Genomic DNA, 24,867 nt, shown 5'->3' on the forward strand with positions numbered 1-24,867 from the left:
CACACATTCTGCTTTTTTACAGGTATCCAATGACTTCTTATAAATTGCACTGCCTGTAAAAGCAAGAAACATCGAAAGGAGAATTTTTTTTAATATATCATATCTAGTTATTTAGATATCTGTTATTGTATTTCAGATTACATACTCCTGATAATATTGGCATCCAATCATGCTTATAATAATGCTTCTTTGTTAATGAATTTACTTTCAAAATACTGATACGAATGGAGAGTTTTATAAATGAAAAAAGTAAATCCTTTACTTATTCTGACACTCGCAATAGGTGTGTTCGGAATTATTACTACCGAGATGGGTATTGTCGGCGTATTACCACAAATCACTGAAAAGTTCGGAATTTCAACTACACAAGCTGGATTTTTAGTAAGTATATTTGCACTAGTTGTTGCTATTTCTGGTCCGTTTTTAATTCTGCTCGTCTCTAGTATTAATCGCAAAATAATTTTATTAACAGCAATTTTCACATTTGTTATTTCAAATTTAATCTACGCTTATACAACACAATTTGAAGTCATGCTTGTTTTTCGTATTTTACCGGCAGCGCTTCATCCACTCTTCTTTTCAATCGCTCTTGTAACAGCTGCTAAACTTGTCCCTCCAGAAAAGAGCGGTCAAGCAGTTACAAAAGTTTTCATGGGAATTACTGTTGGTTTCGCTTTAGGTATACCACTAACCTCTTACCTTGCAGACCAATTTTCACTCGAAATGGCTTTCTTATTCGGAGCATTCGTTAACACTCTTGCATTCATTGGAATACTACTCCTACTTCCTTCTATGCCTGTTAAAGAAAAAATGTCTTTCGGCAAACAAATTCGTATACTCGGCAAACCAGGATTATGGTTAAATATTTTAACCGTCACATTCCTTTTTGCAGCCATGTTTTCCGTATACAGCTACTTCGCCGAGTACCTTGCAAAAGTAACTTCCATGAATGGATCTCTCATCAGTATCATGCTATTCATATTTGGTATAGTTATGATTTTAGGTAATCATTTATTTGGTGGTCTCCTGCAAAAAAGCATAATAAACACTGTAATATCATTCCCTATTCTATATTCTATTGTTTACATATTGGTTTATTATTTAGGTTCCTACCCTGTTCCAATGATTTTTATAGTATTCATTTGGGGAATCGTACATGCTGGTGGATTAATTGTTGGTCAAACATGGTTAATAAGTGAAGCTAAAGAAGCACCTGAATTTGGTAACAGTCTATTCGTTTCGTTCTCAAATCTCGGAATTACTTTAGGAACCACTATTGGAGGCTGGTTCATTTCAAACTTAGGTATTCACCAGCTTATTTGGAGCGGCTTTATATTCACACTACTCTCATTTCTATTAATTATAATAAAACTAAAATTTTTCAATTCTAATAGCCAGGCTTCATTATCAAGCTAGTACATTTTCAGTTCCAAATTCGATAAAGTGAAACTTTAATCAGCCCTCACCAATCGGACTTTTATTAATTTCAACGTTTAGACAGATACATAACTCCAAAACTAAAACGTTTATTGCAATTATCGATATGGAACATTTTACAAAACAACTTAACATGGTAAAATAATATTCGGACAGGAGTCCAATATTATTAAAATTAAGATGGTTCAAGTCGGAGGAAGGCACCTTAGGGTGTCTTTTCTTTATTTGCAAATGGACCTGCTCAATTATTGTGTAAAAAACATAAAGTAAGTTGAATCCATTAAAATACATGAGTGACCCCTTGTTTTCCCCTCTTATTAAAGGAGGAACTATTATGGGATTTGGTGGTAGTTGTAGTAGTGGTTGTGGCGGCGGCTTTGCTTTACTAGTTGTATTGTTTATTTTATTAATCATTGTTGGAGCTTCTTGCTTCTGCTAAAAAACTATTGGAAAAGACACTCTTATATGGGTGTCTTTTCTTTGTAATAAAAAGCTCTCTAGAAAAGAAAGTTTTGAGGCTTTTACATTCAAATCATCCAAATTAGTTATTTACACAGCACTTTATTTCTTCTCATCCCTCATACTGTAATAGCCCAAATTAATAATAATCAGGAAATACCCACCCATAATTCCAGCTGCAAATGTCCACATGTACTCACGGTGTTCAATTTCATACATAATAATCGCACCGAGTATGGCGGCTGCAAACCGATTCATCATGCCGAGCATTGGTGCTTTTTCTTTTTTTACGATGCTATTTCCGAACTTTTCGATACGCCTTCCTAAAATCCAGGCGCAGTACATACTCACTAAAAGGCCGATGCTTATCCCTACAAACTGGGCTGGAAAAGGTGTCAGCAACCATCCCAATAACATCACGCCTAATAAACAATATATTTGTATGTTGAATGATCTTAATGCCATACGAATCATATTATGCTCCTTATCTTTCCTATTAATCCCATCTTTCGGACTTCAAGCTTTCCGATATATCTTTTTTAAAATGAGGGAATTTGATTTTACTCACCATTAAATAAGCGAGTACGCATGTGCCAAATGCCACGGAAACTGGGTTATTTAGGAGGCATAAAATGAGGAGACACATTGCCGCAAATGGAATGGGCATTCCGATGAATGTTGGGAGTTTGCTTTGTTGCGTGTTAAATCTAGCAAGCCGCAGCATTCCGCAAATACTATAAGCGAGCGCACATATCATCCCGATAAACTGCAAATCTTTTAAAGCGACACTATAGGCAAGAATAGATGGTGCCACACCGAAGGTCACTAAATCCGCAAATGAGTCTAACTCTCCGCCTATTTCCGAAGCAGCATCTAGTTTCCGAGCGACCATACCATCAAACAGATCAAATACCATACCTGTAATAATGAACATAACTGCACCATGCATATCGTGAACGAAAACAGCGTGAATAGCCAAAAGCCCACACACAAAATTTGCTATCGTAATCATATTTGGTATGTAACTCATCACACGCTTCTCCTCCTTTCTACTAATTGCTTCATCTTCATTCTTACTCATTAGACTCAAGATCCTTCTGCTTTTCTTCCAATATCACTTTATTTATTTTCGTTAACGTATCAGTCATTTGCTGCAACGCTCCAATATCAATTTTCGAGAAATATTTCTCGATCAATACATCATCTAACTCAGACAATCTTTCGATATATTTACTACCGTTTGGACCGATCGTAAGGAAATACTCCCTTTTATTGTTAGGATTCACTTGTTTCGAAATCATCTGTTGCTTTTCCAATTTCGATAAAACTTGGCTCACAGCACTTTTCGTTATATTAAACGTACTCGCAATGTTATTTGCTGTCGTGTTTTCATTTAAATGAATATGAAATAACATGCTCTCTTGCTGCCCAGTAAGACCGAACTCATCCTTTAAATCTTGAAATAGTAAAATATAGAGTTCCGTATAGGCTCGATTCATTTCATTAATTACTTCTTTATACGTTCTAGTCATAGCATCCTCCATGCTTTTATTTCGTTTTGCTTAATAGTTAAGTTTACTTAACTATATTATACCGTTATGTTTGTGTAAAGGGAAATATAACTCTACACTTTACTCACAATGATACAAAAAAGAAGACACTCTTCTAAAACATGTTTAGTCGCTTCTGTCTCACTGCTTTCCTCATCCAAATACTTGGCAAGTCATTCTGAATAATCAAAAAGAAAATCAACAAAATTCCATATAGACCCATTACTGGTTAAAATGTTATAATGGAATTACCCTACATAGTTACTCATAGCCAGACTGAGGAACTAGCGTCTTATTAAGTAATGCGCATAACTAAAATAAAAAAGACACTTTACGGTGTCTTTTTTATTTATATTCCTAGGAATTATCTCTTTTATAAACAGACTCTATCAAACAGTAAAGGAGACTAACAGATGGAACATCCTGTTGCAAGAGAATTACGTTTTATACGGGTATGTCTTATCATTTTGATTATTGTCATTGCGTTTTGGGACCGGGAGAAAACTGTAGAAATTACTGATCACGGTAGCGATCCTATCTTAAACACCAGCAATATGACCCAAGTTGGTGAGAATACATTTGCATACAAAGACGAATCAAATCAAATTAAAATATTTAAGTTTAATCCAGATACAAATGAAATATCACTTATTAAAGAGTTTCGTGCTGAGGAATATTACTCAGATACAGCTAAATAAAGTAATATTGACCACAAAAGTATAATGACCAAAGCCTTTAGCCATAATTACGACTAAAGGCTTTTTGTATGTAAGTAAATGAAAAAGGAGCTAATTTTATGGAACATAATAAAAATGGAATACTTGCTTTAATTGTTTTATTTTTAGGATTAGTGTTTTTTGTTAGTGGAATGGTTTATCATTTATGGGGCTCATTTTAATTTCAACTTTTAGACGGATAAATAACTCGAATCAGAGAAATGCACAATATTTCCCCTTTTCCTTCCAAAATTAATATAATAAGATATAAAATGTAATACATATAAAGACAAATATATAGCACTCATTAAAGTGCTTCTATTTTGGAAGGAAGAAACGATGAACAAAAAGTTATTAGCCTCATTATTATGTAGCACATTCTTGTTTGGAGTATCAGCTTGCGGTTCACATGATACGCCTGCGAAAAATGAGCAGGCGACTTCTAAAAAAACAGAGAATGACAAACTTAGCAGCAAGGATTCGCAAAAAGAACTTCCTACCAATGTAGATTCCTCTGATGTATACATGTCAATGGGATCTGCCGAGTCATTAGATGTTATAGGGACTGGAGAAGTTAAAGCACAAGGTGTCTTTAAAGTATTAGACATCGCAGTTTATAATCGTAAAGAAGAACCCATTACACTAGATATTAACAACTTTAAATTAATTGATGGATTTGGAAGAGAATATCACATTTCTAATGAATATCAATCCGTACTTAAAGCTGCAAATACGTCTACATTTAAATTTGGTATTGTTAACCCTGATGAACATTCGGACGGAAACATTGTATTCGATGTACCGAAAAACACGCGAGGATTAACTTTAAAATTTAATAATGATAAGTTAGATAAAGAGCTCCAATTAAAAGTGGAATTGGAATAGGCAAAATAAATACGTCTCCCTTAACATTCTCTACTAACATAAAAAAGTACAGTCTTTTCTACAGCAGACTGTACTTTTTCATTTATCATTTCACATAACATTCCCTAATTTTTTTGACTAGATGCTCTCCAATCACGAAAGGATGTTGGGCGTCCAGAAAAAGCTCTTTGCTTTGTAACAGATGGTTTTTCTTCAGGAGTCATTGTTTTTTCTTTAAGCGTCGCTGGTTTTTCTTTAAGCGTCACTGATTTTTCTTCAAGAATAGTCACAGCTGTTTGCATTTTCTCTAACTGTTCTTTCAACAATTGTTGTTCAATCTTTAAATCCGTAAGTAAACGTAAAATCATCTCAGAATTAGCCATAAGATCCTCCTTCCCCCAATACACAGAATAAAATACAATATGTAGAAGGGGGGATACCGGTGACAAAAATAAGGTCGTCAACTCTTTTTAACTTCTAAAATCCTTTTATTTTTTTAAGGACCTGCTCCATTCATCCTTAAAAACATAAATTAAATTAAATCCATTAATAAATGGTCTTTATGGAAGGAGGAGTTAATATGGGCTATGGCGGTAGTTGTGGTGGAGGCTGTGGTTTCGGCGGCGGATTTGCCTTACTTGTTGTGCTCTTCATCTTATTAATCATCGTTGGCGCTAGCTGTTGGGGCGGCGGATTCGGCTGCTAAGGAGAGGCACTCTTGAGAGTGTCTTTTTTTTGGTATGTGGCTCGTATACATATTTAAAAAAATTTCCGTTCTAGAAGTACTATAATATTAGCTTAACATGTCAGTTCCCCCTAATTAATAGGTGGTTCTAGCCTATAGAATTCTTTTAAATATAAAATGAAACTATATTTCTCAATGAATAAAACAATTTAACATGGTAAAATAATATTTGGATGGGAGTCCAATATATTATTAAAATTAAGATGGTTCAAGTCGAAGGAAGGCACCTTAGGGTGTCTTTTCTTTTTTATAAATAATTATAAAGTAAAATTGCAAAGGATGCTTACTACTTACAAGGAACATTTTCTTCCCTACAACTATTTATTTGAAACTAATTACTATTATAAATATAAAGAAGTTATGGATAAAGTAGTGAGGTAAATAAAACAAAATATAGATTTAATTCATGTTTCTCAACGAGGTACCACCAGCATTTTCAAAAAAATACGCTAAGCAAAAAAAATAATCAGCTGTCCATATGGACAGCTGATTTACATCATTACATTTCTATTATTTATCTTACCACTTGTACAGATACTGGTTTCCACCCCTGATTTTCTACCCAATCAATATTAACCTTATATTTTTTATTATTTTGCTTATCTCGTACATTACCGTAGGCTTTATTATTACCATTATTCCCAATAAAATCGAAAATCAATTGGCTCTCTGGAACATCAACAGCATAAGAAATTGCTTTTTTCATCTCACTCCAATCTACTGTTCCTTCTTTAAATTTCATTTCAGGTTTTGCTCCTTGCTCGGTACCAATTGGCTTCCAAGAAGGATTAGTTTGAGAACCCTTTTCTTGAGATGCCGTTTTTTCTTCCTCATTATTTTCAGTTCCGTTCGTTTTTACCGATTTTTCTGTTTTTGATTTCTCTTCTAGCTGTGCTGCCTCTTTATCTTCAGTTTTCTTCTCTTCTATCTTTGCTGTTTCTTTATCTTCAGTTTTCTTCTCTTCTATCTTTGCTGTTTCTTTATCTTCAGTTTTCTTCTCTTCTATCTTTGCTGTTTCTTTATCTTCAGTTTTCTTCTCTTCTATCTTTGCTGTTTCTTTATCTTCAGTTTTCTTCTCTTCTATCTTTGTTACTTTCTTTTCTTGAGCAATTGCTTTCGTTGATGTATTAGAAGGGGTAAACAATTGGTATGTCACTATACCAACTGTCACTAATACCAAAGTAAATGCAATATTAAAAATTGCCTTTTGACGACGATTCTGTTGTTTTTCTTGAAATCTGCTTACTTGTCCCATTCTTCAAACCTCCGTGTTTACTTTCTCCTCTACTCTTTATGTATTATCCCTAAAATTCTTAATATTTTTATTAAACAATAGAAATAAACTACACTTTCCATACAGGATTTCATATCATAATAAAATTTGTGTTTTTTCAAGTATCTGACATATGTTATTCAAAATAGTTTAATACATTAAAAATAGATAAGCTTCTGCACTTAAGAAACTTTCAATTTTATTCAAAGGTGATTCCAATTATGTCCATATTAGATCTCCTGTAGAAAGCTTTTTAACAATTAAACCTCTTCTTCCCTTATTTATAATTTTTAAATTAAATTTCCCTCTATAGTATAATAAAGATGTTTCGTTTTCTAATGGGGTATGTCGTAAAATCAAAAGGGATTTTATCTCTTTTACCTTCTTTTCAGAGTAAATTTCACCACTAGGAAATTCTATTATTCCTAATGTAATCTTTAATTCGCTCTCATCGAAAGGCCACTCCTTATTAAGTTCCCTTATCTTTTGTATAAAGCTTCTTTTGGTTTGTCCTATATATAGCAATGTTACACTCTTAGCACATACTCTAGAGATTGCAAATATCCCCTTCTTAGAAGCTTCTTCCCTATTATAAAAATCATTTATACTATACATTCCATACCATTTAATATGTACTGTTTCTATGAATCTCACCTCATTTTTAGACAATATTATAATTTCTGAATGTTCAAATTATAATGGGCGCATAGTCCTGATTACTTGAATTATAAATTGTGCTTTTCAATAATACATTTTATTATTACTAATTTCAATAATACAAAAAAAATACAATATTATAGTTTAATTACAAAACTTTATAAAAAAACAAAGTGATGTCGTACCAAATATTATATTTTTTCAATATCAGACTATCGTGAACAAAAGTTAGAGAGTTATGGAATAAAATATAATTTGTATGTACATACATTTCTTTAAAAAGAAGTTTTGTAGTTTACAACTGAATTAAAAAAACATAGATTTTTATGACTCTTTCGGAGATATACCAAGATGGAATCTTTTATATGCACGTTACTATACCGAACTTTCGGTATAGTATTTTTTTGCAGCTCCTTGATTTTTCACCAAATACGTATAAAAATCAATAGTAGGAAAATAAACTGCTGGCTAAAAGTTTACTTTCGATAAAATAAAAAAGGACCTGCAAATCTGCAGATTCTCCTGATAATGATTATATAAGTATAGTATCATCCATTTATTTGACTATTATTCGGAAAGTATAAAACTGTTCACTAGATAGCAGAGTATTTTTACATATTGTATTAATTCCTTCTTCAAAAATCCCCCTAAAATAAAAAATACGCTATTCTTTCTGTAGAATCATAGGAAAGGGTGGTATTTTTGTATGTCTATTTCTGTATTTGATGAATTATAACTATTTGCTCAAGAAATTCAAAGCTTTTTATGGACTTTCTTTTATTATATCGGTTTCACATATTTCCTCTAAAATCTCTAATACTTGATTTTTCAATTCAGCCATTTACTTATTTTCTATGACTTCTTATTCTTTTTCTTTTATAGGAATCATTGCAAGAACTGTTAAATCTGCATTCGTTAAATCTTTTATCACTTGATGAGAAGCAAATACCGGTAGCGAAACAATAAAACCATCATCTACTTTTGTAATATCATTATGTGTAACATACTCCAGAAATACTTTATTTGCAGCCGCTACAAATTCTTCATCGCCTGTTCCATCAGGGTATGATACACCAATTTCCCCTAACATAATATAATATTGCTTTTTAATACCAGTCATATCCATTGGATCAATGGATTGAATTTTGTAATTTACCATTCCAGATTTCACTTTTCTTTCAGGAATATCTAAGTCAAAAAACTCTCCAGCTTCTTCCAAAATAATATTGATATCTTTGATTGTTGTTATAGCATTAGTTGCTTCCTTAAAAAACATGAGTTGCTCTCTTGATAAAACAATATTTTCTTCCTCTTTCTTAAACTGTAGATTTTCTAAAATATCTTCTATTTCTTCTACATTTTCCAGAAAAAATATATCATTCTCCATATGAGGAATTAATTCTTTTAAGTTTATCAAATACATCTGTGAATATTTTATATTCATCTCTTTCATTTCACGTAATTTGTCTAGAAATTTTAATACCTTAGCTTTACGATATGTTTCTGCCATCATTTTCACCTCTCGTTACATTTTGTATACAATCTGTATACAGATTGTATTGGATTTGCAAGTATTAATTTTAAAATACAAAATTAATTGGTATTGTTTAAAAATTTTTATTATAGCTATCATGAATTTACTAATACAACTCCACCTATAAAGGTTACGATTCTAAAAAATATTAGATTTTCAAACATTCTTCTTCGCCTGCTGAAACTCTTACAGCGAAACGGACGAAAATCCCCATCGATACAGGGAGAAAACAGTCTTTAATATATTAGGTGTCGTTTACAATTGGACCATGTCTGATAATTAAGCCGCTTAATTTTAAAAATGAAACCCGTTAGGATTTATTTGATATGCAGAATCCCCAATGATTTGCACTGGTTTTTAGAATAAGAAAAAATCCCTTCTGAAACTGCCCTTTCTTAGCCTTAGCTTGATAGCAATGTGGCGGTACACCATCGCTATCAAGCTAAGACTTTAAAGAAGCCCCTAAACGATAATTTTGTGTTTTTTACAGCACCGAAGTTCATTTTTATAGTTTTTGGGTAACCTTTTTTGTTAGGGTGATAGATATGGGGGCTAAGTCATAAATGTTTAAAAAAGAGCTCGTCCTATCTTTTCTGTACGAGAAACAAGATAGATTGACCTAGTACTGTGGAAATCTTTAATGGGTACAGAACAAAGAGATAAATGACCTATGTGTTCTGAAATTGTTCGAAACACGCTCTTACTTTATTTAATTGATTCATTCTTTTATAAAAAAGTCTGTTCATTTCTATGATCCTTCAACTAACGCCATCCACCCATTGAACAAAAAGGAAAAAGTAAAGTTAACTCTTTTTCCCATAAGGAATAATGACTTTGTTCAGTAATCATTATCATTTTGCTAATGTAATGAACTTACTTTATTAATTTTCAACGGATACCCTCTTCATTAATCGCTTTAATTTATTTTCTGTATCCGTTTCCCCTACTGGCGTATAGATACTACACCGTAAATCCATATCACCTTGAACTTGAAAAGAAGTTAAATTAAACAACATTTTGCCTGCTTTAGCATGTCTGAATTCAATTATCATGTCTGGAGCCTTACTCACTTGACTTTCTTGCCATAAATTCTGGAATTCTGGATGAGAACGACTCATTTCTTCAATAAACTGGCTGTACCATTCATCGTCTAAATAGCGTCCATAATAGGTACGGAAAATAGCAAGAAAACCTTTCACGAAATGTTCCCAATTGACGGCCAATGCTTTTAACTCTTTTCTAGTGAATACTAAACGAATCAAATTTCTTTGATTATTTGGTATTTGTTCAAAATCTAAAAAAACATGAGCAGCTGCAGGATTCCAGCCCATAATATGGCAATGTCGATCCGTAATGATAGTTGGACAATATGTTAATTCATCTAGTATTCGTATTAAAGAAGGGCTAAGCTTTGATTGATCCTTTTTTGGACTTGTACTTTCTGAATTTGTTTCGAATGCCAGGTCATATAAGTAGTCTGTTTCATCATTATTTAATTGCAAAGCTTTAGAAATACAATCAAGTACGATTGTAGAAACCTTTATATCTCTTCCTTGCTCTAGCCATGTATACCAAGTGGTGCTTACACCTGCTAACTGCGCAACCTCTTCTCTTCGTAACCCAGGTGTTCTTCTCCGGTTTCCGGCAGACAAACCAATAGACTCTGGACTAATTTGGGCGCGCTTAGCTTTTAAGAATGCCGACAGAGCTTTAAGCCTTGTTTTATTATTCATTTTTAAAACTCCTTATCTTATCAATTTATCCTAGTAGTAGTTATACTAGGATAAATCCCCCCTTGTAATAGGATAAATTGACTGTAAAATACAAGTATATTATTGATTGGAGGGATTGCAAAGTGGAAAGAGTTGTGATTACTGGTATGGGCGTAGTTTCTCCTATAGGAAACGACATCAAAACATTTTGGAACAATCTAATTAAAGGGGAATCTGGTATAGTCAATATCGATACTTTTGATGTTACCAATCATAAAACAAAAATTGCAGGTATCGTCCAAGATTTTGATGCAGATGAAGTTTTAGGAAAGAAAGAAGCAAGACGTTTAGATCGTTTTTCTCAATTTGCTTTGGCTGCAGCTGAACAAGCTTGGTCAGATTCTAAGTTAGACCTCGATCGTATAGATGTAGAAAGGTTAGGCGTATACGTAGGTTCAGGTATCGGAGGGATTGAAACCTTGATTGAAAATGTTGATGCACTTAGGCAGAAGGGACCAAGAAGAGTCAGCCCAACTCTAGTACCTGCCATAATGTCTAATGCTGCTGCAGCACAAATTAGTATCAAGTGGAATGCGATGGGACCTTCTATGTCACCTGTTTCTGCCTGTGCAATTGGAAATACATCTATCGGGGAAGCCTTTAGACTAATTCGTTCTGGGGAAGCTGACGTTATATTTGCGGGTGGAACAGAGTCAGCTATAACAGACTTATCAATAGCCAGTTTTGGTAACGCTACAGCATTATCAACAAGAAACGATAATCCCACTAAAGCTAGTCGTCCATTTGATGAAAATCGAGATGGATTTGTCATGTCAGAAGGAGCTGGAATTCTAATCTTAGAATCTTTATCTCATGCTTTACATAGAGAGGCAAAGATTTATGCAGAAGTCATTGGATATGGTGCAAGTTCAGACGCATACCATATCGTAGCTACACATCCGGAAGGTAAAGGTGCTTATCTTGCAATGAGATCAGCTTTAAAAAATGCCAATATATCGCCTGAAGAAGTTGATGTTATTAGTGCCCATGCAACAAGTACAAAAGTGGGGGACATCTCTGAAACGATGGCTATTAAGCAACTGTTTGGAAAACAAGCTTATCAGATTCCGGTAACAGCTAATAAATCTATGCTTGGTCATATGTTAGGGGCAGCTGGTGGAGTTGAAGCAATTGCTCTAGCAATGAGCTTAAAGGAAGGGACAGTTCCTCCAACAATTAACTTAGAAAATCTTGATCCATTATGTGATCTGGATTATGTACCATCTGTTGCTCGCCAAGTGAAAATAAATATAGGTCTATCTAACTCATTTGGTTTCGGAGGTCATAATGCAGCCATTGTTTTAAAGAGATACGAGTGAATAAATTTCTCTCGTAAATTTAACCGTTTACTCTAGAAACGGTTAGATTTATTTAATTAAAAAAAGGAAGAGAGAGTGAGAAAATGAATATTAGAGTAGCAACTGCATTAGACTACCCTAATTTAAGAAGGATATATTTAGAATCACGGCGTGAAAGTTTTCATTAGCTAGATAGAAATGAAATGACTGTAGAAGATTTTGATAAACATACTGAAGGAGAACATATACTACTAGCAGAGGAAGATAATCATATCCTCGGATTTGCTTCTTTATATTTACCTGAAAACTTTATACACAATTTATTTGTACATCCTGAGTTCTTTGGTAAGGGGGTTGGAAGACAGTTACTTCATGCTTCCATAGAAAAGATGAATATACCATTAAGATTAAAGTGTGTTTCTAAAAATCAAAAAGCATTAAAGTTTTATGAGAATATGGGCTGGAAAAAAGTTATTGAAGAAGGTGAGCTAGAAGAAAAATATTGGGTAATGATATATGAGAGGTAGCACCACATCCATCAACTTAAGAAATTAGGTATTCCAAAAACAAAAAATAAGCTAAGTGTTTTTATATTTTGTTTTATATTTATATAAAGGTGAGATGAAAAAAGACTTAATCCTTATGAGGAATTTAAGTCTTTTTATAGTGTTGTTATTAGGTGTCCTGCCAGCATTTCGGAAAAAAAACACGCTAAGAGTATGCAAGAACTTATGCAAAAAATAGGGAGACATCGGGAACTATAAGGAAGCCAAAAGGCGCCCCAGAATAAGAATGTATATAAAGATGCATAGAGTCATAGAAAAAGAAAAATCCCTTGTGAGAGTAAGGGAACGTCTTTCTCTTTGCTACTGATAATGAGACGTTATGTTAACTTCATATGCATATGGTATACATCCAATTTTTAATCATACATAAAGGTATTCAAATAAAAAGTCTATCGAATTTGTCAGAATGTTATTACAATTAAAAGGAAGGGGTGAAAACAATGAAAAAAAACGAAAAAGATTCTACAGTTATGTTCTCTTAGCATATTATTCTTAATTCCTATGGGATGTTCTAATCTTTCTTCATCAAAACCTACTGATACAAAAGAAAGTGCAACTATCCAATTAAAAGAGAAAGATATACAGGAAATCAGATTAGATTCCGCTGGAAAAGATAGCCACTCTAAATCAACAACAGACAATGAAGAAATAACAAAAGCTATCAAAACAGCTATCGAAACAGGAACACCTAAAGAAATCTCACTAGATAAACAAACAAAAGATTCAATCCACACTAACATGACAGTTACATTAAAAGATGATTCCAAAGAACAATATTTCGTTTTGATCAATGATAAAAACGAAATTACAATTGCTAAAGATACAGACAAAAAACATACACAAGGTATTTTACTAAACAACAAAGATTCTAAACTGATAGATAAATTTTTCACAAACAAAAACAGTCTTGATTAATCAAGACTGTTTTTGTTGTTTAATAGAACTTTTAAAATAACTTCCGCTAACGAAAATTATGTAAATGAGCCGTCCGTATGGACGGCTCATCGTATTTTTTGCTTAGCATGGGGTTTTTCCAAAATGCAGACGGTACCCCATGCCCATCAACTTAAGAATACAAACCAGCCCCAAAACGAAAAAATGAGCTTTTTTATTACAAATTAGCATAAAATCTTGTTTTGGGATATTATAAAACAACATTTCCCTAAAATGAAAAAAATGCTATTCTTTATATATATTTCTCCAGCAAGAATAGCGTTTTTTTATATCGATGGTTCTTCTATTTAATTACGATAGATAATTTGTAATTAGCATGTTCGTTTAGTTGAGTTAAGAATTGATCAAGGGCTTCATTAGATGGAAACTTACACTCTAGAAGATAACAACCTTCACCGCTAATTTTGAAGTTCTTTATGATATATTCGTGTTGTGTTTTTACAAATGATAAATAGGAACTGTGTTGAATGCTCCTTGTATAAATATTTATAAATGCGTGAACATAGTAACCTAGTTTTCTTTCATTCAGTTTAATCGTATAACCTTCTATGATGCCTTTCTCTTCCAGCCTTATTACTCTAGATGAGGTTGCTTGCCCTGTCAGATGGACTTTTTCTCCTAATTCCTTCATTGACGTACGGCCATTTTTCAATAACGCTTCTAGTATTTTTTTATCTGTATCATCTAACACCGTGACACATCCTTTCACATTTCAAGTCAAACCTTATAAATTTTTGATTTTATCTATGTAACATGATTTCTCTCATATTTTATACTATTGTTGAATCATATAAAAGGGAGGAATACCGCATGGATATTAGACTTATACGTAATGCAACACTTGTTGTACATTATGCAGACAAGAAGTTTTTGATCGATCCTTTTTTAGCTGACAAAGGATCCATTCCACCGTTTCCAAATACACCAAATCAAGATATGAGAAATCCGTTAGTTAGTTTACCAATTTCTATAGAAGAAATTATTCAGGTTGATGCGGTTATCATCACGCATTTACATCCTGATCACTTTGACGAAGTTGCTAAAAAAGTTTTACCTAAGGATATAAAAATCTATGCACAAAATGAACATGATATTGAGGCTATTAATAAAGAAGGCTTTCACAATATAGAATCTTTACAGCATGTTACCAACATAGAAGAAATTAAGCTATTTAAAACAAATGGACAACATGGAACTGGCGAAATCACAAAGTTTACCGGTGAAGTATCAGGTATCGTATTTAATCATCCAGACGAGCCGAGATTGTATGTGGCAGGTGATACAATATGGTGTAACGATGTTCAACAAGCAATTGACACGCACGACCCTGAAGTTATTGTGATCAATGGAGGTGCTGCTCAGTTTCTAGAAGGTGGCCCTATTACAATGACAAAAGAGGATATTTATGACACAAAACAGGCAGCACCACAGGCCAAAATTATCGTTTCTCATATGGAATCACTTAACCATTGCCTATTAACCAGAAAGGAATTGAATGACTTTATTGATAAGAAAGGATTATCTAACACTATTTTAGTGCCATCTGATGGGGAGTCCTATTCGTTTTAAAGTGGTGCAGTTAACCTAAACCAGAATATCAAAAGCCCGCTTTTGATTGATATTATCCCCTTTAGGTAGACAGTATGAAAAAGACCATGTATACACATGGATGTTACACTAATTGCTATTAAGCTAAGATAAATCTGTATCCATAAAACAAAAAAGCGCTATTCTTTTTGTAGAAATATACAGAAAGGATGGCGTTTTTGATGAACCCAATCATCTCAAATGAACTGAATCTTTTCGCACAAGAACTACAATACTTTTTATTAATTTTGAATATTAAAACCATAATTAACAAGTATATCAATATTGAGAAATTTATTACAAAATTAACTATAAATGATTCAAAACTCCAATGTAAACTTTTATCCAGTAGTTTACTTTCATACTATTGATTTTTATACGTGTTTGGTAAAAAAACACAATCAGTTGCAAAAAAATACTATACCAAAATCTAGTTCGGTATAGTAATGTGCATATAAAAAATCCCTCTTTGCTATATCCCCCAAAAAAATTATTGCTGAGAGACTTATAAACTGTATTTTCAGAAACATTACAAGTATGTAAGCAAAATGTAAGGCAATTCAATATGAGAAAAATAATCTCACTACTACAATGAATAACAGATACATTCATGAAAAATCTGTGGTGCGATATCAAGTTATTTTAGTGCTTAAAACATTCGACCAAGTATTACAGTTTAAATAAGGAAATACGAAACTAGACCATCAATTGTGACAAGACAAATGAGGATCCTATTTTTTTACCGATTGTAGTGGCTATGATTCACAGCAGTTTTGCATTTCTAACTTTGCACCAATTAGGACAAAGAGCAAATAGGGAAATGTCCGTTATTCAAAGCTCAATTGTTGTATTAGTAAGCTATATTTACATGCAAATTATTTACTTCCTTATTATTAGAAATCACTATATAAAACGCATATGTACAAAATTAAATTCATAAAAAAGATAACTCTAAACAGAAAAGTGCATACGCAGTCAATAGAACATGGATACCAGTATATAATCCTATGTTAATTATTATTAGGAGTAGCAATCTATCTAGAATAGTATATAAAAACTATTAAATATTTAATTCATAAAAACAGAGGTGTAAAATGAACTTTATTTTCAATCTAATTGCTAGTTATGCGATTCCTACGATACTACTCGCATTCTTGTTACTACTTATATTTGTTTTTAGCTATTTTGTAGTATACAAAAAGATATATAAAGGAGAAAAAAAACTTACTGTACAACAAATTATATTGTTTATATTAATAATAGGATACTATTCCTTTGCATTATCAGCTACTTCATTTGGTCGTTCAGATGATATGGTTTTTGCAAGAACAATTGACTTCGATGTACTTAGTGTTTATAAAAAAGCATGGAATACCTTTTCATTTTCTTCTTTTTTCCATATTATTTTAAATATAGTTATGCTTTTTCCGTTAGGAATTTTATTCCCTCTATTTAGTAAGGTTTTTCAAAAAACAAAATGGATGTTAATCATCTCAATTATAGCAAGTTTATTGATTGAAATTCTTGAATTTATACTGCAACGCGGAAGTATGGAACTAGCCGATTTACTTCATAATACTTTAGGCATGATGCTAGGGTATTCTGTGTTAAACATAGTTCTTATATTTTTGAAAAAAAAAGAAACAGATACAAAAATAATCAAATATTTATACCTTCCCATTACAGTAAATTTCGTTGCACTCGGAATAATGATTTCGTATCAAATGAAAGAATTTGGGAATATGCCTATTGATCCCATTACAAAAACTGATATGTCTCATGTTACTATAAAAACATCAATAGAGTTAAAAGACGAAGGGAAAAAAATGCCTGTTTACAAAGATTTCGTTACAAAAAAATCACATGTTCGAGATGTTGAAATTCTTTCTCCGAAGGAAGCATTTCAAAAACTGAAACAAGGAGACTTCGATCCTATAGGATCTTTCAAAGCAGGTGATACATTATTCATTACAAAATATAATATAGATTACTATACTGATACAAAAGGTTTCTCTCAGCCTATATATGTTTTTGAAGTACAATTAAATGATAAAAATATTTGGTCTCAACCTATTTCCGCAAAGAAATAACGTAAATTTGGTTCTGTTGCAAAGTTTTTTAAGAAATAAACAGAGATATGAATGTATGAGGAAATATTATGAGGAGGCTACTAGTACTGGCTGTAATTCATGATACATCGAAAAGGCGGAGTCCGTTTGAAGACTTCGCCTTTGTTTGTATAGTGCATGCAAGGGTACGGAAACGATTCAGGGGATAAGGGCCATCATCAATTAACTCTCATTCTTATTGTATAAATTTGGAGGGGATTTCTCATATGAAAATAGTAAAAGATCTTAGTAAAGAATACACAAGAAAGGTTTCACATACAGCACTTTCAAATATAAAATTTAACAATTACAGAAGGAGAATTTATTGGAATTATGGGTCTTTCGGGTAGTGGTAAAACAACGTTATTGAATATGATTTCTACTATTGACTCACCAATATCAGGTAGTGTATTCATTAATAGTAAAAATCCGTATCAACTTTTACCCAATGATTTAGCCTTATTTCGCAGACAGGAATTAGGATTCGTCTTTCAATCCTTTAACTTGTTGCATACATTAACAGCAAAAGAGAATATGGTTCTTCCGCTCGTATTAGATGGCATAAATGTGAAAAGAATAAATAAACGAGTAGAATCTATTTCGAAGAAATTAGGAATCAGTAAAATTTTGAATAAACGAACATATGAAATATCAGGAGGACAAGCACAGTGAACAGGGATTGCCCATGCACTCATTCATTCTCCTAAACTGGTTCTTGCTGATGAACCAACAGGAAACTTAGATTCTAAAGCTTCTCAAGATGTAATGGAGATATTAATACAATTAAATAAAGAAGAAAAGACAGCAATGATGTTAGTAACGTACGATCCAGTTGCTGCAAGTTACTGTGACCGCGTTATTTTTATTAAAGATGGACAGTTATATCATGAAATTTGCTACAATGACAATCGTCCATTATTTTATCAAAATATTATGGACAGTCTTTCTATGCTAGGAGAGAATAAAAATGACTTTTCGACAACTCGCATTTAATAATGTTACACGGAATAAACGAATATATCTTGGCCATTTTTTTAGTAGCACATTTGCGGTAATGATTTTTTTTACTTATGGGCTACTTGTCTTTCATCCGAACCTACAAGGCGAACTGACTCATGTAAGTACTATAATGAGCACATTTGGGAAAATAGGATTTCAACTATCGTATTACTTAATTTTTGTTTTCTCTTTCTTATTTATTTTCTATTCTGTTAGCGCACTTTTAAAAAATAGAACAAAAGAGTTTGGATTATTAATGTTACATGGAATGTCTCATCAACAGCTTCATCGATTAATTTTTTTCGAAAACATGTTGATTGGAATCCCTTCTATACTAGCAGGCATTGCGCTTGGGATGGTTTTTTCTAAATTAGTTTTACTAATTAGTGGGTCTTTATTGGCAATAGAGCATGCGTTAGCATTTTATTTTCCATTAAAGTCTATGGGAGTAACATGTATTTCCTTTTTTGTTTTATTTCTACTCATTTCATTGTTTACATCAAAAATGGTGAAAATGAATGAGCTTGTAGAACTCATAAAATCAGAGGAGAAACCAAAACCTGAGCCTAAAGTATCTGTTTGGATATCGTTGTTGGCAATTATTTTAATTGGAGTAGGTTACTCCTCCGTTCACCACAGTATCGTCGCAGTGGATTACATGAGTTTGAAACAATTATTACTACTCGTAGGAGTAGGTGTCATATGTATCGTATTTGGAACCTATTTTTTCTTCAATCAATTGTGTGTATATGTGATATACACTTTAAAAAATAGAGAAACTACATTCTTTAAAAGAACCAATCTTCTTGTTATCTCAGAATTAATGTATCGAATGAAAGATAATGCGAGAACGTTCTTTATAGTTACAATTATATCCGCAGTATCATTTACAGCAATTGGAGTTTGTACGGCTATCGCAAATCCTGAATTGGCAAAACATGAGACCCCATATGCATTTACCTATCAATCGGATAAGGGGAATACACTAGAAAAATCCCATATTGAAGAGATAAAAAAGCAATTAAAAGAATCTGGATTTTCTTATAAACTTGTAGCAACAAAATTTAAAGTGACACAAAACGGATTGGTATTAATTAATCTTTCTACGTATAATGAATACGCTAAAAAATTAGGGTATGAAATAGAGAAATTAACAAATGAAAATGAAAGTATCGCTATACTACCAAAGAAAAACCACAAAAGTGCAGAGGATCAAAAAACATTTGAATTAAAACATGGTGAACTAGAAGTACCACTTTCTGTTCAAAAAACAGTTTATATCCCAGAATTCTCCACGTTTTATACACCTGTTATTGTCTCTGATGCTATTTACAGTAAAGTCCTAAATATTCAACAAGAAAGTATACTCCGAGATTACACTATATACGGTTTTATCATAAAAAATTGGCCTGAAACAACTGAAGTTTCTACAAAACTTATGAAGTTCATTGGTACGAGTCAAGATGATTATTATGCCTTTTCATCTTTAAATTTAAAATGGCTTGAACTGAAACAACAAAACGGATTACTTTCTATTACAAGTGTATTGGTGGGAATTTTATTTTTCGTATTTACGCTAAGTTTTTTATATTTCCGTCTATTTACTGATTTAGAACGTGATAAAGAGCAATATCAAATGATTTCAAAATTAGGTTTAAACCAAAAAGAGTTAAAGCAAATTGTGACAAGACAAATGATGATACTATTTTTCTTACCGATTGTAGTGGCTATGGTTCACAGCAGTTTTGCATTTCTAACTTTTCACCAATTAGGACAAAGAGTAAGTAAGGAAATGTCCGTTATTCAAAGTTCAATTGTTGTATTAGTAAGCTTTACTTGTATGCAAATTATTTACTTCCTTATTATTAGAAGTCACTATATAAAACGCATATGTACAAAAATATATTTATAAAAAAGATAATCTAAAAATTGAAGGTGCAGACTCAGTCACTAAATATGATTGAGTCTGCACCTTCAGTATGTTGAAAAATATACCAAGACTAATCTGTGTTTGTTCCAAATTCTCTTGCCACTGTTGACTTAATCATTTGTCAGTGGATCCAAAAAGGAGGAATGGTTGCCGCACCCCTTATATTTAGAATATAATATTTATTCCGAATTTAGGAAATTATTATTCCATATTTTTCACTTTTGTATTCGGAAATTCATTCCAGATGTAAAATTCTAATCATAATAACAAGGCATCTCCAAAGTAAACTTTTAGCCAAAAGTTTACTTCCAAATTAGAAAAGATTAGGTCCTTAATTTGCTTTACCCCAGCCATAAACCTTACAATCAAAAACAAAGGATAATTCAACTATCAAACTCATATAAAATGTTAATCTTGTCTAAGCATTCATTAGGATATACAATTGATCATCTATTTTTCTTTACATAATCTCCAGATACAGTCCATATCAACTATAGATTCTTGCCTTATGCTAAATGTAATCAAAAAGCAAGTAGATAAAGATAATGACTAAAACATTAACTCTAGATACTTTTTTGATGAATATTACAAATAAACAGGAGGTAATGAAAAATGATTAAAACATTATTAGCAGGAGCATTTTTAAGTACAGGATTATTAGCGGGTGGTGCAATTGGTGCAGATGATGCGAAAACGGACAATTTAAAGTCAAATGAAAATTCAAATCAAGTAATTACACAGAGTGCAGATGGAACAACGTCTTCCTCACAAAACTTTGATTTACCTAAAGATGCAGTGCCAGCATCTAAAGGAGATGTAAAAACTGTTGAAAAATCAGAAGGTACAGGTACAGATTCTCAACAAGGAAAAATGGTAGAAACAAAAGAAGGTACAGAATCACAACCTGGAAAACATGCAAAAACTGTTGAAAGAACAGAAGGTACAGGTACAGATTCTCAACAAGGAAAAATGGTAGAAACAAATGGAGGTACAGAATCACAACCTGGAAAACATGCAAAAACTGTTGAAAAATCAGAAGGTACAGGTACGGATTCTCAACAAGGAAAAATGGTACCAACAAATGAAGAAAATTAAATAATATATAGTTATAACGAAGAGCATCCCAAAAGGGGTGCTCTTTTTATATTATAGAGATTAACTAGTTTTACTCAACATAGAGGTGTAGGAGGAATTGAGGGTTAGAACATGGGGTACTGTTTCTTCAAATTATGGTGTTTAGAGCAATAGTTTTGGTGGTAACGTTACAATACAAACAGTTTGTTAGAAATTTTTTTAATTTACATAGATTCTAGATAGACTACATATAAACTTCAGATACTTGTTTTATGATACAAGTAATCAAACAAAAGGAGGGGGTTACAACAGTATTAACAGGGCACGCCATTAGTAGATGGAGAAAATGTTGAAGATGTACAGACAGATAAAAACATATTCCATATAAATAAAATGAATTGCAAAAAGCTAAAAGTACGGTTCTAAGAAGTTTGAGTTATAAAAAGAAAATAGATAAGTATAGTGAAAATAGATAAATTGACAAGAGAAAAGCACTTTGTGTACATCACAGGTCCTTTTTATTTTTATTTTGATCTAGGACTTGAATTAAACTTTTATACTAAAATATATATAGGAGAAGGTGGAAGTTCATTGTACAAAATTATTTATGGAATATTAATTTTAATTTATACTTTGTATTCATTTTTTCTAAGTGATGGAAGTGAAGTAAGGTTTATTATGGTGTTAACTATAGTACTTATCTTTTCTGTGGTTTTAGAAAAAGGAAATGTAAAAAAAAGGATTGATTAAAGGTCGTTTTTTTTTACAACTCGTTGCATCGCATCCTAAAAAAGTATCAATTTCACAAGTCAATCATGTTAAGTTCCACGACAAATACAATATAGAAGCAATAGAACAGATAATTGAGGTGGATGCACTATCGGACAGCTTACGAGAGTTATTACTGAAACGATTAAATAAATAATTACACCACCAAACATCTATTCCCGTATTATGTATGGGCGTGTTTGCATTATTTACAGTTAAGGTGAATAAGAAGTATGGAGCAAAAAAGGCAATTCTAGCTTGTCTTATTTTAATTGGAGTTGCAACATGTATGAGAGTTTTTGCTTATTCAGTTTCCACATTACTGATTAGCTATCTATTTATTGGTAGGGGTCTCGCCACATCGCTACCAACCTAAGAAAACAGTTCACCCCCAAAACGATAAATAAGCTTTTTCGTTACAAGAAATCCTAAAAATTTCGTTCTGGGGGTGTAATAAAACTTTAGGTTGATGGGCATGTGTCTGTACCCCACATCCATCAACTTAAGGATTTAGACTATTTTTGAAGTTAAAAGCACGTTACTATTTTCTTATGTTAATAAGAAAGGGTGACGTGTTTTTTATGAATATGAATCAAAAACAAGAATTATCTTTATTCGCTGAAGAGTTATATCGATATATGTCTCCCGCTACACTTAATCAATTAGCCATAGAAGCAGGCGGAATGAAACGAAAACGTAAGTGCCACGGGCACCATTTCTTATCTTTGTGTGTATGGCTAAATCAACAAGTCGCTACTACCTCTCTTACTCAACTATGTAGTCAATTAGAAACTTCAACAGGAGTTTTATTAAGTCCGGAAGGACTTAATCGGCGATTTAACTCTGCTTCTGTAGCCTTCTTTCGAACTGTATTTACTACACTTCTACAAGCTAAAATTGGAGGCGTATCTAAGATTTCTCATTCTCTTTCTTCCTACTTTGAGCGCATTCGCATCCTTGATTCTACAACCTTTCAGGTTCCAGATCGATTCGCATCTACCTATCCTGGTGCCGGAGGATGTAGTCATAAAGCTGGTGTGAAAATTCAACTAGAGTATGACTTGTTGAGTGGGGAATTTTCTGATGTGAAAATTGAACCAGGAAAACGAAGTGATCAGGTGTATGGTGCGACTCGAACAGGCATGATACAAAAGAATGAGCTGTATATTCGTGACTTAGGATATTTTCGTCTACAAGACTTTAAGTCTATTCAAGACAAGCAGGGGTATTATTTATCTCGTCTTAAGTTACCAACTAAAATATATAGAAAAGAGTTCGAAACAGTGGTATTTAAAACAAAACCCTCTCAATTGAAACCAGTATATATACAAATTCATTTGGAAGACATTATGAAACAACTACAACCTGGCCAAGTGTATGAATTACACGATGTATATGTAGGGAGTAAGGACAAATTGCCTACTCGTATTGTAGTTTATAGGTGTACCGAGGAGCAAAAACAGAAACGCCTACGTGACCGAGCTATTCGTGAAAAGAAAAAAGGAATTACATATACAGAGCGTACAAAGCTTTTACAAGGTATTACGGTATATATGACAAACATTCCTACGGAATGGGTACCAAAAGAGAAAATCTATGATTTATATTCATTACGTTGGCAAATTGAGCTGTTATTTAAAATATGGAAATCTTGGTTTCAAATTCATCGTTGTAAATCTATTAAACAAGAGCGATTAGAATGTCATCTTTATGGGCAACTCATTAGTATTCTATTATGTTCTTCTACTATGTTTAAAATGCGAGAACTCCTATTACGTAAGAAACAGAAAGAGCTAAGTGAATATAAAGCGATGTACATAATTAAGGATTATTTTTCACTTTTTTACCAAGCATTACACAAAAACACCCAAGAATTATCAAAGGTTCTCCTTCGTCTGTTTAACCTCCTACAGCACAACGGACGAAAATCTCATCGATACGAGAAAAAGACAGTCTTTGATATTTTGGGTGTTATCTATGAGTATACCACTTCTACTCATCAGGTAGCATAGTAAAAAATTGAAACCCGTCAGGGTTTATTTGATATGCCCGCTTTTATAAAATCTACAAAAGATAATAAAAAACTATATGGAAAGGCCGCATTTTGTTTAAAAATATACCTTAAGTTGATGGATGTGTGGTGCTACCCCATCGCTATCAAGCTAAAGAAGTAGGTCACCCCCAAAAAGAGAAAATATGTTAAATTCTCATAGATAACTATCTTATATTAATTACATAATCCAGTGTGATATAATAATATAAAGATATTATATTTAAAAGGGGGATTCAAATTGGTTAAAAACTTACCTTTACTAATAGTGATTTTACTACTAGGTATCAGTTCTTCTACATTAAGCACGAACGGATACTTTTCTCCAGTTATAGAATGGTCTTTAATGATTATAAGTATTATTTTGAACATTACTGCAGTGATAGGTTTATCATTACACGTCCTTGTATATCAACCTATGAAAAGATTTAATAAAAATTTAAAAGGGACCTTCAAATAAAATAATTATATTTGAGGTAACACCACATCGCTATCGAGCTAAAAAAATGTATCCATAAAGAGAAAA

24 protein-coding genes and 5 pseudogenes are annotated in these 24,867 nt (G+C 32.5%); 19 read left to right on the forward strand and 10 right to left on the reverse strand.

The genetic code is table 11. The annotated features are described in order from the left end of the window. Window positions 1-240 precede the first annotated feature (240 nt). Entirely contained in the window at window positions 241-1,416 is a 1,176-nt protein-coding gene (locus tag QCI79_RS07925) for an MFS transporter (RefSeq protein WP_000757551.1), read from the forward strand. 355 nt (window positions 1,417-1,771) lie between these two features. Then, window positions 1,772-1,876 carry a YjcZ family sporulation protein gene (locus QCI79_RS07930; RefSeq protein ID WP_000505689.1) on the forward strand — a complete coding sequence of 35 codons (105 nt, stop codon included), beginning with the start codon at window positions 1,772-1,774 and terminating at the stop codon, window positions 1,874-1,876. A gap of 122 nt (window positions 1,877-1,998) precedes the next feature. On the opposite strand, the gene QCI79_RS07935 is transcribed toward QCI79_RS07930, so the two are convergent. The 3 genes from QCI79_RS07935 to QCI79_RS07945 are packed head-to-tail and all read right to left on the reverse strand — an operon-like array spanning window position 1,999 to window position 3,428. After that, window positions 1,999-2,370: an ATP synthase subunit I gene (locus QCI79_RS07935; protein WP_000620582.1), complete on the reverse strand. Its 372-nt coding sequence runs from the start codon at window positions 2,368-2,370 to the stop codon at window positions 1,999-2,001. A 22-nt stretch (window positions 2,371-2,392) separates the two neighbouring features. Then, window positions 2,393-2,977 (reverse strand): CDP-diacylglycerol--serine O-phosphatidyltransferase, encoded by a 585-nt coding sequence (pssA, locus tag QCI79_RS07940; protein ID WP_000041621.1) that lies wholly within the window; start codon window positions 2,975-2,977, stop codon window positions 2,393-2,395. Then, complete coding sequence (locus QCI79_RS07945) at window positions 2,970-3,428, reverse strand: MarR family winged helix-turn-helix transcriptional regulator (protein ID WP_000198950.1); 459 nt, start codon at window positions 3,426-3,428, stop codon at window positions 2,970-2,972. The genes pssA and QCI79_RS07945 overlap by 8 nt, the downstream gene beginning before the upstream one ends. 431 nt (window positions 3,429-3,859) lie before the next feature. Here QCI79_RS07945 and QCI79_RS07950 point away from each other — a divergent pair, with 431 nt between their 5' ends. Next, window positions 3,860-4,144, forward strand: coding sequence for a YmzC family protein (locus tag QCI79_RS07950; protein ID WP_000400966.1), 285 nt, complete (start codon window positions 3,860-3,862; stop codon window positions 4,142-4,144). Window positions 4,145-4,501: 357 nt separating this feature from the next. Continuing rightward, window positions 4,502-5,047 carry a DUF4352 domain-containing protein gene (locus QCI79_RS07955; protein WP_021728576.1) on the forward strand — a complete coding sequence of 182 codons (546 nt, stop codon included), beginning with the start codon at window positions 4,502-4,504 and terminating at the stop codon, window positions 5,045-5,047. 104 nt (window positions 5,048-5,151) lie between these two features. Here the strand turns inward: QCI79_RS07955 and QCI79_RS07960 are convergent, their stop codons facing one another. Further along, window positions 5,152-5,409 carry a hypothetical protein gene (locus QCI79_RS07960; RefSeq protein WP_000013694.1) on the reverse strand — a complete coding sequence of 86 codons (258 nt, stop codon included), beginning with the start codon at window positions 5,407-5,409 and terminating at the stop codon, window positions 5,152-5,154. A gap of 197 nt (window positions 5,410-5,606) precedes the next feature. On the opposite strand from QCI79_RS07960, the gene QCI79_RS07965 reads away from it, so the two are divergent. Beyond that, complete coding sequence (locus QCI79_RS07965) at window positions 5,607-5,732, forward strand: YjcZ family sporulation protein (protein ID WP_000540377.1); 126 nt, start codon at window positions 5,607-5,609, stop codon at window positions 5,730-5,732. A 553-nt stretch (window positions 5,733-6,285) separates the two neighbouring features. Here the strand turns inward: QCI79_RS07965 and QCI79_RS07970 are convergent. The 4 genes from QCI79_RS07970 to QCI79_RS07985 all read right to left on the reverse strand — a co-directional run bounded on the left by QCI79_RS07970 (window position 6,286) and on the right by QCI79_RS07985 (window position 10,968). After that, complete coding sequence (locus QCI79_RS07970; protein ID WP_000532036.1) at window positions 6,286-7,026, reverse strand: YrrS family protein; 741 nt, start codon at window positions 7,024-7,026, stop codon at window positions 6,286-6,288. 237 nt (window positions 7,027-7,263) lie between these two features. Next, on the reverse strand, window positions 7,264-7,698 hold the full coding sequence (locus QCI79_RS07975) for a hypothetical protein (RefSeq protein ID WP_002100802.1): 435 nt from the start codon (window positions 7,696-7,698) through the stop codon (window positions 7,264-7,266). Between the two features lie 865 nt (window positions 7,699-8,563). Further along, window positions 8,564-9,214 (reverse strand): glycoside hydrolase family 18 protein, encoded by a 651-nt coding sequence (locus QCI79_RS07980; RefSeq protein ID WP_002100801.1) that lies wholly within the window; start codon window positions 9,212-9,214, stop codon window positions 8,564-8,566. 902 nt (window positions 9,215-10,116) lie between these two features. After that, window positions 10,117-10,968, reverse strand: a complete 852-nt coding sequence (locus tag QCI79_RS07985; protein WP_001060884.1) for a helix-turn-helix transcriptional regulator — start codon at window positions 10,966-10,968, stop codon at window positions 10,117-10,119. A 122-nt stretch (window positions 10,969-11,090) separates the two neighbouring features. Here QCI79_RS07985 and fabF point away from each other — a divergent pair, with 122 nt between their 5' ends. The 3 genes and pseudogenes from fabF (at window position 11,091) to QCI79_RS08000 (ending at window position 13,786) form a co-directional block, all read left to right on the forward strand. Then, entirely contained in the window at window positions 11,091-12,326 is a 1,236-nt protein-coding gene (fabF, locus tag QCI79_RS07990; RefSeq protein ID WP_000442906.1) for a beta-ketoacyl-ACP synthase II, read from the forward strand. An 83-nt stretch (window positions 12,327-12,409) separates the two neighbouring features. After that, window positions 12,410-12,832, forward strand: a pseudogene (locus tag QCI79_RS07995) (GNAT family N-acetyltransferase). A gap of 540 nt (window positions 12,833-13,372) precedes the next feature. Continuing rightward, window positions 13,373-13,786 carry a hypothetical protein gene (locus QCI79_RS08000; RefSeq protein ID WP_000501912.1) on the forward strand — a complete coding sequence of 138 codons (414 nt, stop codon included), beginning with the start codon at window positions 13,373-13,375 and terminating at the stop codon, window positions 13,784-13,786. 322 nt (window positions 13,787-14,108) lie between these two features. On the opposite strand, the gene QCI79_RS08005 is transcribed toward QCI79_RS08000, so the two are convergent. Then, a complete protein-coding gene (locus QCI79_RS08005) occupies window positions 14,109-14,516 on the reverse strand; it encodes an Lrp/AsnC family transcriptional regulator (RefSeq protein ID WP_000883327.1) in 408 nt (135 codons plus the stop codon). A 119-nt stretch (window positions 14,517-14,635) separates the two neighbouring features. Between QCI79_RS08005 and QCI79_RS08010 the strand changes: the two genes are divergently transcribed. From QCI79_RS08010 to QCI79_RS08020, 3 genes and pseudogenes are all read left to right on the forward strand, one after another. Next, window positions 14,636-15,394 (forward strand): MBL fold metallo-hydrolase, encoded by a 759-nt coding sequence (locus tag QCI79_RS08010; RefSeq protein ID WP_000354667.1) that lies wholly within the window; start codon window positions 14,636-14,638, stop codon window positions 15,392-15,394. Between the two features lie 725 nt (window positions 15,395-16,119). Then, window positions 16,120-16,352 (forward strand): annotated as a pseudogene (locus tag QCI79_RS08015) (ABC transporter permease); the annotation flags it as partial. Window positions 16,353-16,506: 154 nt separating this feature from the next. Then, window positions 16,507-17,502, forward strand: coding sequence for a VanZ family protein (locus tag QCI79_RS08020; RefSeq protein WP_016109363.1), 996 nt, complete (start codon window positions 16,507-16,509; stop codon window positions 17,500-17,502). Window positions 17,503-17,568: 66 nt separating this feature from the next. Here the strand turns inward: QCI79_RS08020 and QCI79_RS08025 are convergent. Further along, window positions 17,569-17,664 (reverse strand): annotated as a pseudogene (locus QCI79_RS08025) (IS6 family transposase); the annotation flags it as partial. Window positions 17,665-17,747: 83 nt separating this feature from the next. On the opposite strand from QCI79_RS08025, the pseudogene QCI79_RS08030 reads away from it, so the two are divergent. The 8 genes and pseudogenes from QCI79_RS08030 (at window position 17,748) to QCI79_RS08065 (ending at window position 24,801) form a co-directional block, all read left to right on the forward strand. Continuing rightward, window positions 17,748-18,513, forward strand: a pseudogene (locus QCI79_RS08030) (ABC transporter ATP-binding protein). After that, window positions 18,488-20,431 carry an FtsX-like permease family protein gene (locus tag QCI79_RS08035; protein WP_000144210.1) on the forward strand — a complete coding sequence of 648 codons (1,944 nt, stop codon included), beginning with the start codon at window positions 18,488-18,490 and terminating at the stop codon, window positions 20,429-20,431. Before QCI79_RS08030 ends, QCI79_RS08035 begins: the two are co-directional and overlap by 26 nt. Before the next feature lie 630 nt (window positions 20,432-21,061). Continuing rightward, the gene (locus QCI79_RS08040) at window positions 21,062-21,544 is read left to right on the forward strand and encodes a hypothetical protein (protein ID WP_000598086.1); all 483 of its coding nucleotides are present in this window, start codon (window positions 21,062-21,064) and stop codon (window positions 21,542-21,544) included. Between the two features lie 441 nt (window positions 21,545-21,985). Further along, complete coding sequence (locus tag QCI79_RS08045) at window positions 21,986-22,273, forward strand: hypothetical protein (RefSeq protein ID WP_124728865.1); 288 nt, start codon at window positions 21,986-21,988, stop codon at window positions 22,271-22,273. Next, on the forward strand, window positions 22,266-22,448 hold the full coding sequence (locus tag QCI79_RS08050) for a 3-alpha domain-containing protein (protein WP_000589741.1): 183 nt from the start codon (window positions 22,266-22,268) through the stop codon (window positions 22,446-22,448). Before QCI79_RS08045 ends, QCI79_RS08050 begins: the two co-directional genes overlap by 8 nt. 12 nt (window positions 22,449-22,460) lie before the next feature. Then, window positions 22,461-22,661, forward strand: a pseudogene (locus QCI79_RS08055) (MFS transporter); the annotation flags it as partial. Window positions 22,662-22,872: 211 nt separating this feature from the next. Continuing rightward, the gene (locus tag QCI79_RS08060; protein WP_021729018.1) at window positions 22,873-24,303 is read left to right on the forward strand and encodes an IS4 family transposase; all 1,431 of its coding nucleotides are present in this window, start codon (window positions 22,873-22,875) and stop codon (window positions 24,301-24,303) included. A 279-nt stretch (window positions 24,304-24,582) separates the two neighbouring features. Next, window positions 24,583-24,801, forward strand: a complete 219-nt coding sequence (locus tag QCI79_RS08065; protein WP_000240401.1) for a hypothetical protein — start codon at window positions 24,583-24,585, stop codon at window positions 24,799-24,801. Window positions 24,802-24,867: the final 66 nt, after the last annotated feature.

The organism is Bacillus cereus group sp. MG1 (assembly GCF_040460035.1).
GTDB classification, from domain to species: Bacteria; Bacillota; Bacilli; order Bacillales; family Bacillaceae_G; genus Bacillus_A; species Bacillus_A cereus.